Here is an 8,524-nt window from a genome sequence, read left to right as displayed (position 1 = left end):
GTCGGCGACGACGAACTCACCACCCATCAACTCGACGGCATCGACACCGTCATCACCGCCTGCGCACTCGCCATCGCCGAAACCGGCACCATCATCCTCGACGCCGGACCCGACCAGGGCCGACGACGCATCACCCTCATCCCCGACCACCACATCTGCGTCGTACGCGTGCCGGAACAGGTGGTGGACTCAGTACCACAGGCACTCCCCAAGCTGGACCCCACCCGACCCCTCACCTGGATCTCCGGACCCTCCGCCACCAGCGACATCGAACTCGACCGCGTCGAAGGCGTCCACGGCCCCCGCACCCTCGACGTCCTCCTCGTCACCAACGACACAGACGACGACACCGACGACAGCGACACAGACGGCGACACAGACGGCGACAACTGAGCCGGACCGGAAGGGAAGGGCAGGCCATGGGACGCACCACGCCGATCCAACCGCCGCCCGCACCGCTGACGGACGGCGCCGTGACCGTGCGCCTGCGGCGGGCCTCCGACATGGACGCGATCGCCGCGGCGAGCCACGATCCGCAGACACGCCGATGGCTGGAGGACGGCCCGATGGACACGCGGGCGAAGCTCACCGGTGTGGCGCGCGCCGAGGAGGCGTGGCGCAGCGGGCGGGCGGCTCCGCTGGTGGTCGCGGACGCGGCGACGGACGAGCCGGTCGGCGTCGTCAACCTGCAGTTCCGCGCGGAGGACGTGGCCGCTCTCGCCTACAGCGTCTTCCCCGCCCACCGGGGCCGCGGCATCGCCGCCCGCGCCGTCCGCCTCGTGACCGCCTGGGCCTTCCGCGACCTCGCGCTGAGCCGGCTCCTCCTGGAGGCCGACGAGGCGAACTCCGCGTCGCTCCGGGTCGCCGAGAAGTCCGGCTTCCACCGCCTCGGCACCCGCACGAACCCCGCCCCCGACGGCGCCGCCCCCCGCTCCACGGCACTCTTCGCGCGCACGCCCGCTCCCTGACGCGGCGTCACCCCGCCGCGTGTTCGCCCGCGTCGCTCCGAAGGCCCCCTCTAACGGACCGGGAGGCTGGAGCCGCGGACCACCAGCTCGGGCAGCAGGACGGCGCGTTGGTGTGCGTGCTGGGCGGCGCGCGGACCGGTCTCCTCCAGCAGCAGCTCCGCGGCCATCCGCCCCATCTCCGCGGCCGGCTGGCGGACGGAGGTGAGGGGCACGACGGCGGCGGCGGCGAACTCGATGTCGTCGTAGCCGACGATCGCCAGATCGCGGGGGACGGCGATGCCCGCGGCGTAGACGACCTGGAGGACGCCGAGGGCAAGCAGGTCGTTCGCGCAGAAGACCGCCGTGGGGCGCTGGGCCAGGCCGAGCAGCCGCGAGGCGGCGTCACGGCCGGCGGCGACGTCGAGGCGCTGCGCGGGGATCTCCAGCAGCGCCTCGGGGCCGAGCCCGGCCTCCGCGAGGGCCTGCAGCATGCCGGCCCGGCGGTCCTTGACCTGCTGGAGGTGGGAGGGCCCGCTGATGTAGGCGATGGTGCGGTGCCCGGCCGCGACCAGGTGGCGGCCGGCCAGCGCGCCGCCGATGGTGTCGTCGACCGACACCGAGCATCCGTCGGCGTCGCCCGCGCCGCGGTCCACCAGCACGAACGGCACGTTCTGCTGCCTGAGCAGGTCCAGGCTGGCCCCGGTGGAGTCGGCCGGGGTGAGCAGGACGCCGCGCACCCGCTGCTCGGTGAAGAGCGAGATGTAGGTGGCCTCCTCGCTGGGGCTCTGGCCGCTGTTGCAGACCATCACGCCGAGCCCCGCCTCGCGGGCCGCGGACTCCGCGCCGCGTGCGACGTCGACGAAGAAGGGGTTGCCCATGTCGAGGACGAGCAGCGCCATGATCCGGCTCTGGCCGGCCCGCAGCTGGCGCGCCGACTCGCTGCGGACGTAGCCGAGTTGCTTGATGACGCTCTGCACGCGGTCCCTGGTCTCCTCGGAGACCAGGTCGGGACGGTTGATCACGTTGGACACCGTGCCCACCGACACGCCGGCCTGTCGCGCCACGTCCTTGATCCCGACCATTCGCACCATGTTCTCCTCAAAGGGGCTCTCCGCACCGCCGGCCCGCAATGTACTGAACGGATCGGAGGCGTCCCCATTGAAACAGTTCACTCGACTTACCGCAGCATCGCGGTGCCACTGCTCGCATCGGGCGGCGGCGATCGGGTTGAAACCATTCATTCCACGTCGCCGACAGTAGGGCCGCGCGCGGCCGGACGTCAAGCTTCCGTCCGGACGAACCCGCCCATATCTGCGACGGGACCAGGGCGTTTACCCGGCGCGGCCGCGCGCGACCCGTTTTGATCCGTTCAATTCCCCCCGGCCGCCAGGACGGTCACGCCGCGTCGTCGCGGGCCGGGCCCTCCACGGGGGCGCCCGCGCGGGCCGATACGGTGAGGCGTCGCTCTCTCGCACCGGAGGTACCTGGCGTGACCGAACTCCTCGACGGCCGGCTGACCGTGCACCTGGCTCCCGGGACCGCCACGGACCAGGCCCCCGGCCCGGCGCCGATCGTGCTCGTGCTGCCCGGCGGCGGCTACAACGTGCATGCGCCGCACGAGGCCGAGCCGGTGGCGCGGTGGCTGGGCGGGATCGGCCTGCACGCCGCGGTGCTGCGCTACCGCCTGCGCCCGCAGGGGAGCACCGCCCCGCTGGACGACGCCCGGGCCGCGGTACGGGCGCTGCGCGAGGGCGCGGCCGGTCCGCGGGTCGACGCGTCCCGGGTGGGCGTGCTCGGCTTCTCCGCGGGCGGGCACCTGGCCGCGTGGCTGGCCGGCGGCCCGCAGGCGGACGAGGTGGAGCGGCCCGACCTGGCGGTGCTGTGCTACCCGCTGATCTCCATGGCGCACCTGCCGCACCCGGGGTCGCTGGAGGCGCTGCTCGGCACGGACGCCGGGCCGGACGAGCGCCGCGCGGCGTCGATGGAGTACGCGGTCGACCCGGCCACGCCCCCGGTGTTCTGCTGGCACACCGCGGAGGACGGCGCCGTGGACGTCGAGCACGCGCTGCGCTACACCACCGCCCTGCGCCGCGCGGGCGTGCCGCTCGAACTCCACGTGCTGCCGCACGGCGCGCACGGCCTGGGCCTCGCGCAGGAGAACCCGTACGCGGCCCGGTGGACCGGCTGGTGCGCCGAGTGGTTCGCCTTGCAGGGCTGGCGCTGAGCGCTGCCGGGTGCCGCGCCGGGCGCCGCGTAGCGGCGGCCCCTTCCGGCAACGGCACCCGTACCCGTATTGACGGCCGTACCGGCTAGCCGCGTTCGGACAGCCATGCCTGGCGGGAGGTGCGGACGGTGAGGTCGGTCCGGCGCAGCAGCGCTTCTGGGCCGTCGCCGTCGAGCAGGGTGCCGAGCACCGCGAGGTCGTCGGCGTCGAGCCGGTCACCGAGGCCGTCGCGGGAGCGGCTCAGCACGGCGTGGGCGTAGCGGGCGGTGGCGGGCGGCGGCGTGTCCAGGTCGACGACGAAGTGCCGTTCGGCGCGGACGGTGAAGCCCGCGGCGGTGAAGCGCGCCGCCCAGTCCCCCCCGAAGTGCGGCATGTCCTCGGCGCGGCGCTCGTCCATGGCCGCCTGGACCCGGGCTTCGAGGCCGGGCCGGCCGAGGCCGATGTCGTCGGGCAGGAAGCGCGGAAGGGAGTCCATCTCGACCACCGCGAGCAGGCCGCCCGGGCGCAGCAGGGCCGCGGCCTCGGCGAGCGCGCGGTCGGGGTCGGCCATGTGGTGCAGCGACGACGACGCCCACACCAGGTCGGCCGGGCCGACGTCCGGCCATGTCTCGTCCAGGTCGGCCTCCACGGTGCGGATCCGGCTGCCCACGCCGAGTTCGCCGGCCCGCTCCCGCAACCGCCCCAGCAGGTGGGTGGACCGGTCGAGCGCGGTGACCTCGGCGCCCTCGAACCGGCGCATCAGCGCGAGCGTGCCGGTACCGGTGCCGCTGCCCACGTCGACGATGCGGCGCGGGGCCGGGTCGCCCGCGGACCCGGCGATCCAGGCGGTGACATCGGAAAGGTGCTCGGCCAGGACCTCGGCGTCGAGGTCGAGCAGGTCGGCGAGGGCGGCCTCGTCGGCCCCGTCCTCCGCGTGCGCACCGTGGCCGCCGGAGTGGCCGTGCCCGTGCTCGTGCGGGTGCGCCGCGTGCTGCTGCTGTGGGTCGTGCTGGTGGTCTGCCATGCCGCGACCTTACGATGACGTTGCGCGGATGGCTTAGCATCTTGCGTATGGCGCAAGAAGACGGCGGTCTCGATCTCCTGGTACGGCAGCGGGTCAGGGGGCTGCGGACGTCCCTGGGCTGGTCGCTGGACGACCTGTCCAGCCGTAGCGGCATGAGCGCGTCCACGCTGAGCCGGATCGAGAACGGGCGGCGGCGGATCGGCCTGGACCAGCTCGGCGCGCTCGCCCAGGCGCTGGGGGTGAGCATCGACATGCTCGTCGAGTCCGCGGACGACGGGGACGTGGTGATCAGGCCGCAGCACAACACGGAGCGGGGCACCACCACCTGGATGCTGAGCCGCGAGCCCGGGGCGCACGGCAGCACCGTGGCGAAGATGCGCTTCACCCGGCCGGTCGTGCGCGGCAGCGACGTGCTGCGGGTGCACCCGGGCCGCGACTGGTTCACGGTGCTGTCCGGCACGCTGATGCTGCTGCTCGGCGAGCGCACCATCCTCGTGGAGGCCGGCCAGGCCGCGGAGTTCTCCACGATGGTGCCGCACGCCTTCGGTGCGCACGGCGGGCCGGCCGAGGCCATGGGCGTCTTCGACCACGACGGACGGCGCAGCCACTTCCGCCAGTTCGGCTGAGCGGGCGGACCCCGCGCCGCAGGCCGGCTCAGCGCGTCGGGCCCGCTCAGCCCGTCGCGCCCGCCTCCCCCGCGTGGACGCCCGCCGCGCCGGCCGGGTCCGCCAGGATGGCGGGCAGCTCGTCCATCCACGCGAGCGCGGCCCGCTCGTAGTGGATGCCGAAGCGCAACGTGGCGCGCTGGTACGGGTCGAGACCGCCCTGCGCCTCCGTGTCGAGGTAGCCGGCGAGCCGTCCCCGGTGGGTCCCGCGGTGCTGCTCGACGTACCCCAGCAGCGTGCCGGTGTCGAGAAACGCGCCGAACGCGAGGGTCAGCAGCAGCGGGTAGCGGATCTGCTCGGTGTCCGGCGGCTCCGCGACCCACGCGGCGAACTCCTCGCGGCCGGCGTCGGTGAGGGTGTACGGGCGGCGCGAGCGGGTCCCGGTGGCGCCGGCGACGACGAGGCCGCGCCGTTCCAGCGCGGCGAGTTCCCGGTAGACCTGACTGCGCGTCAGGCTCCAGAAGTCGCCGATGAACACCTCGGCGACGCCCAGGAGTTCATAACCACTGGCCTCACCCGCGTGCAGGAAGCCGAGCAGCGAGGCGGCGGTCGGGTTGAGGTCGGTCCGCGTCACACGTATCCCCTTGACAGTCCACTGTGGACGGTGCTTGCCTGGCACCACCGTCCACAGTGGCATATGGGGGAGCTCCATGCACGCAGTCGTGCTCGTGATCCATGTCGTAGCAGGCAGTCTCGGGTTGCTGGTGGGGCCGGCGGCGATGCTCGCGCCCAAGCGCGCCGGCCGCCATCCGCTGCTCGGCCGGTCGTACCAGGTCCTGACCGGTGCGCTGTGCCTGAGCGCGTTCGGACTCGTGGCCTACCGGCCCTCGTTGTGGTGGCTCGGCGTGATCGGCGCGCTGACCTGGGCGGCGGCGCTCGCCGGCTGGTGGGTGCGGCGCGCGGCCTTCCGCGGCTGGGTGGTCTGGCACATCAACCTGATGTGCAGTTCCTACATCTCCTTCGTCACCGCCTTCCTCGTCGTCAACCTCGGCCTGGGCTCACCCGTCGCCTGGATCCTGCCCACCGCGGTCGGGACACCCCTGATCGCACGCGCCACCGTCCGCGCGCTCCGTGCCCCCGCCCCGCGCTCCGCGCAGCCGCCGCGCGAGGTGCCCACGCCCTGAGCACCGTGCTCGGGGGACCCGGCGGGCTGCGTACCGGCTCAGTACACCCGGCCGTCGAACCGTGCCGCGACGGCCTGTTCCAGGGTGAGGCCGCCGGCGTCGTCGTCCGGTTCGAGGAACGCCAGGATCACCGCGAGCGCGACCGTGCCCATGAGCGAGCTGCGGGCGTCGTGGTCGACCACCGCGGCGGCGGGGTCGCCGATGGCCCTGAGGGTCATCCCGTCGGAGGCCGCGGACAGCGCGTTGGCCAGGTCGTCGAGGGTGAGCCCCCTGCGCAGCCGCAGATGCCGCTCCCGCAGCACCGTGTCGTACAGCTTCTTCCACGAGCCGAGGTAGTCCTCGTACACCGCCGAGATGATCCGCGTCACCTCCTCGTCGCCCTCGGCCGCCGTCATCAGCGCGAGGCCGAGCCGGACCGAGGGCAGACCGACGCCCTCGGCGGTGTGCTGGTAGGCGATCTCGTGCACCGCCCGCACGAAGTCCGGTCCGTGCACCAGCCTCTTGATGTGGACGGCACGCCGCTCGCGGAACTCCGGCCGGTAGTTCTCCCGCCACACCGCGAAGTTGATCAGGTCGGTGACGAAGTCCGAGTGCGGGCTCCAGCGGTCGCGCAGCATCGACACGCCGTTGCCGTACCGGGCGAAGGGCGCGGGATTGCCCGCGAACTCCTCGGCGACCCTGCGCTGGGAGAGCGAACCCAGCAGCAGGCGCTCGCTGTTGACCCGCTGCCCGCCGCCCGGGCCCAGGTGGCGGACGAGCAGGGCCATGCCCGCCGCCAGCAGCGCGGCCGTGACCCGGTCGTTCGCGAGCCGGTCACGCCCCCAGCGGGTCCGGCGGTTGAGGTTGCGCAGCACCCCCGACAGATCCTGGTCGTACGGAAACGGCAGGTCCCGTTTGCCACGCGGCCCGCGCGGGCCGTTCGTTGCGTCCATCCGCGGATGGTCCCCGATCCCTCGCACGGTCACCAGGGGCGCGGGTGCGCTGAGTTCGGCTGGGTCCGGCCGGCTCCGCGCGGCTGCGGGGAGGCGGCGGACCGGGTGTCCGCGCTACACCGGAGGTCTCCCCGCCTCGGAAAGGTGATCGAAGATGCTCACACACTCCCTGGGTGCCGCCACCTGGCTGCTGGCCTGCGTCGCGGTCAGCGGCGCCCTGGTCAGGCTGATCCTCGGCGTGCTCGCCGCCCACGCGACCCGCACGGCCCTCCGCGCGTCGACCCCCTCCGAGTCCGCCCACCGCCTCGCGGTCCTGCGCGCGCTCCTGGAGGAGTTGACGCCCCGCCGACGATGACCACCCCCACGCGTTCAGCCGACGGTGACGGCCCCGCCGCGTTCAGCCGCCGGTCCCCGCCGCCGTCCGGAACGAGATCCACACGTCGGGCGGCGAGTCCGGACGCCCGGGCACCGGCCTGCGCTCCTCGGTCCACGCATCGCCGGCGATCTCCGCGGCGACGCGGCGCCAGAAGCGCACCGCCGCCACGTTGGCATCCTGGAAGGCGACTTCCCAGGAACCCGGGTACCTGGCCACGATCTCCCGCACCGCGTGCAGCCCGACACCGGCCCGGCGCGCGCCGCGCACCACGAAGAAGCTGTTCAGCACGCGCGTCGGCGCGCTCACGCTGCGGACGAACGCGAATCCGGCCAGGCCGGCGGCCGTCACGAACAGGTAGGGCGCCCAGTCCGGTTCGGAGAAGGCCAGCCGGAGCCGATCGCTGCGGAAGGTCCCGTCGGCGCCGGGCAGCAGGCCGTGGAACTCCGACATGTCGTGGCGGAACATCAGCCACAACCGCTCCACCGCGGGACGGTCGGCGACATCTGCGGGGCGCACGGACACATCGGGCATGGGGCTCCTTCACCGAGAGGGTCGACAGCACGCGCGCACCTCCGGACCGGCGGTACCGGGACACGGGGCACAGGGGCACGGGGGCATGAAAAAAGCCTCCCCGTCGGACACCGCGTCCGGGCCGGGAAGGCTTGCTGCTGAAGGAAAATCTAGCAGGAGGAGAGCCGGCCCGGGACGTTACCGCGGAACCCCGGCTGGACCGTGCTTCCTCGGAGCTTCCTCACACGGCGCGCTCCATGCACACCAGTTGGTCCCGCTCCTCCCACGACGCGGTGACGGCGAAGCCGAGCCGTTCGTACAGCGCGATGGCGCCGGTCCGCCAGTTCCAGACCGAGAGCCGCACGACACGCGCGCCGCTCTCCGCGGCATGCGCGAGCGCGCCTTCGAGCAGGCGGGACGCGACGCCCCGGCCCCGGAACGCCGGGTCGGTCCAGAGCCGCTTGATCTCCGCCTGCCCGCCGGCGCGGGCGGACACCACCAGGCACCCCACGGCGGCGTCCCCGCTCAGCGCCACCAGCACGACGTCGCCGGCGAACGCGGCCCGCGGATCCGAGACCTCCGCCCGGTAGCGGTCCGGCAGCCCCTCCACGTCCGCGACGGGCGTGCCCTTCTCGGCCTCCGTCCGCAGGTGGTAGGCCGCAAGCAGCGCGGCCGGCCCGCCCTCCGCGGAAGGCGACCCGTCCGGCCAGCGGGATACGACGATCTCGCCCCGATCACTCACG

At 73.8% G+C, this 8,524-nt stretch carries 12 protein-coding genes; 6 read left to right on the top strand and 6 right to left on the bottom strand.

Features of this window, described 5'->3' with window-relative positions; genetic code table 11:
* Together C4U44_RS33045 and C4U44_RS33040 are read left to right on the top strand one after the other, a co-directional pair.
* Nucleotides 1–393: LutC/YkgG family protein (locus tag C4U44_RS33045; protein WP_200823483.1), on the top strand; the 393-nt coding region annotated here is incomplete at its 5' end.
* Between the two features lie 26 nt (nucleotides 394–419).
* Nucleotides 420–968, top strand: a complete 549-nt coding sequence (locus C4U44_RS33040; protein WP_103889755.1) for a GNAT family N-acetyltransferase — start codon at nucleotides 420–422, stop codon at nucleotides 966–968.
* A gap of 50 nt (nucleotides 969–1,018) precedes the next feature.
* Here the strand turns inward: C4U44_RS33040 and C4U44_RS33035 are convergent, their stop codons facing one another.
* Nucleotides 1,019–2,038, bottom strand: coding sequence for a LacI family DNA-binding transcriptional regulator (locus tag C4U44_RS33035; RefSeq protein WP_103889754.1), 1,020 nt, complete (start codon nucleotides 2,036–2,038; stop codon nucleotides 1,019–1,021).
* Nucleotides 2,039–2,436: 398 nt separating this feature from the next.
* Between C4U44_RS33035 and C4U44_RS33030 the strand changes: the two genes are divergently transcribed.
* A complete protein-coding gene (locus tag C4U44_RS33030) occupies nucleotides 2,437–3,171 on the top strand; it encodes an alpha/beta hydrolase (RefSeq protein ID WP_200823482.1) in 735 nt (244 codons plus the stop codon).
* An 85-nt stretch (nucleotides 3,172–3,256) separates the two neighbouring features.
* Here C4U44_RS33030 and C4U44_RS33025 read toward each other — a convergent pair whose 3' ends face one another.
* On the bottom strand, nucleotides 3,257–4,174 hold the full coding sequence (locus C4U44_RS33025) for a class I SAM-dependent methyltransferase (protein WP_103889753.1): 918 nt from the start codon (nucleotides 4,172–4,174) through the stop codon (nucleotides 3,257–3,259).
* A gap of 47 nt (nucleotides 4,175–4,221) precedes the next feature.
* Between C4U44_RS33025 and C4U44_RS33020 the strand changes: the two genes are divergently transcribed.
* On the top strand, nucleotides 4,222–4,800 hold the full coding sequence (locus tag C4U44_RS33020; RefSeq protein ID WP_103889752.1) for a helix-turn-helix domain-containing protein: 579 nt from the start codon (nucleotides 4,222–4,224) through the stop codon (nucleotides 4,798–4,800).
* A gap of 46 nt (nucleotides 4,801–4,846) precedes the next feature.
* Here C4U44_RS33020 and C4U44_RS33015 read toward each other — a convergent pair whose 3' ends face one another.
* Nucleotides 4,847–5,413, bottom strand: coding sequence for a PadR family transcriptional regulator (locus tag C4U44_RS33015; RefSeq protein WP_235032526.1), 567 nt, complete (start codon nucleotides 5,411–5,413; stop codon nucleotides 4,847–4,849).
* A 76-nt stretch (nucleotides 5,414–5,489) separates the two neighbouring features.
* Here C4U44_RS33015 and C4U44_RS33010 point away from each other — a divergent pair, with 76 nt between their 5' ends.
* Complete coding sequence (locus tag C4U44_RS33010; RefSeq protein ID WP_103889750.1) at nucleotides 5,490–5,963, top strand: DUF2306 domain-containing protein; 474 nt, start codon at nucleotides 5,490–5,492, stop codon at nucleotides 5,961–5,963.
* Between the two features lie 38 nt (nucleotides 5,964–6,001).
* On the opposite strand, the gene C4U44_RS33005 is transcribed toward C4U44_RS33010, so the two are convergent.
* Nucleotides 6,002–6,895 (bottom strand): hypothetical protein, encoded by an 894-nt coding sequence (locus C4U44_RS33005; RefSeq protein WP_103889749.1) that lies wholly within the window; start codon nucleotides 6,893–6,895, stop codon nucleotides 6,002–6,004.
* Between the two features lie 154 nt (nucleotides 6,896–7,049).
* On the opposite strand from C4U44_RS33005, the gene C4U44_RS33000 reads away from it, so the two are divergent.
* A complete protein-coding gene (locus tag C4U44_RS33000; protein ID WP_103889748.1) occupies nucleotides 7,050–7,250 on the top strand; it encodes a hypothetical protein in 201 nt (66 codons plus the stop codon).
* Nucleotides 7,251–7,292: 42 nt separating this feature from the next.
* On the opposite strand, the gene C4U44_RS32995 is transcribed toward C4U44_RS33000, so the two are convergent.
* Together C4U44_RS32995 and C4U44_RS32990 are read right to left on the bottom strand one after the other, a co-directional pair.
* The gene (locus C4U44_RS32995; RefSeq protein ID WP_103889747.1) at nucleotides 7,293–7,802 is read right to left on the bottom strand and encodes a GNAT family N-acetyltransferase; all 510 of its coding nucleotides are present in this window, start codon (nucleotides 7,800–7,802) and stop codon (nucleotides 7,293–7,295) included.
* A 220-nt stretch (nucleotides 7,803–8,022) separates the two neighbouring features.
* Complete coding sequence (locus C4U44_RS32990; protein WP_103889746.1) at nucleotides 8,023–8,523, bottom strand: GNAT family N-acetyltransferase; 501 nt, start codon at nucleotides 8,521–8,523, stop codon at nucleotides 8,023–8,025.
* Between the last annotated feature and the right edge of the window lies 1 nt (nucleotide 8,524).

Origin of the sequence: Actinacidiphila yanglinensis, assembly GCF_900107965.1 — a bacterium.
GTDB lineage: Bacteria > Actinomycetota > Actinomycetes > Streptomycetales > Streptomycetaceae > Actinacidiphila > Actinacidiphila yanglinensis.
Note: the sequence above shows the minus strand (reverse complement) of the source record. Positions and strands in the feature narration are given on the sequence as shown.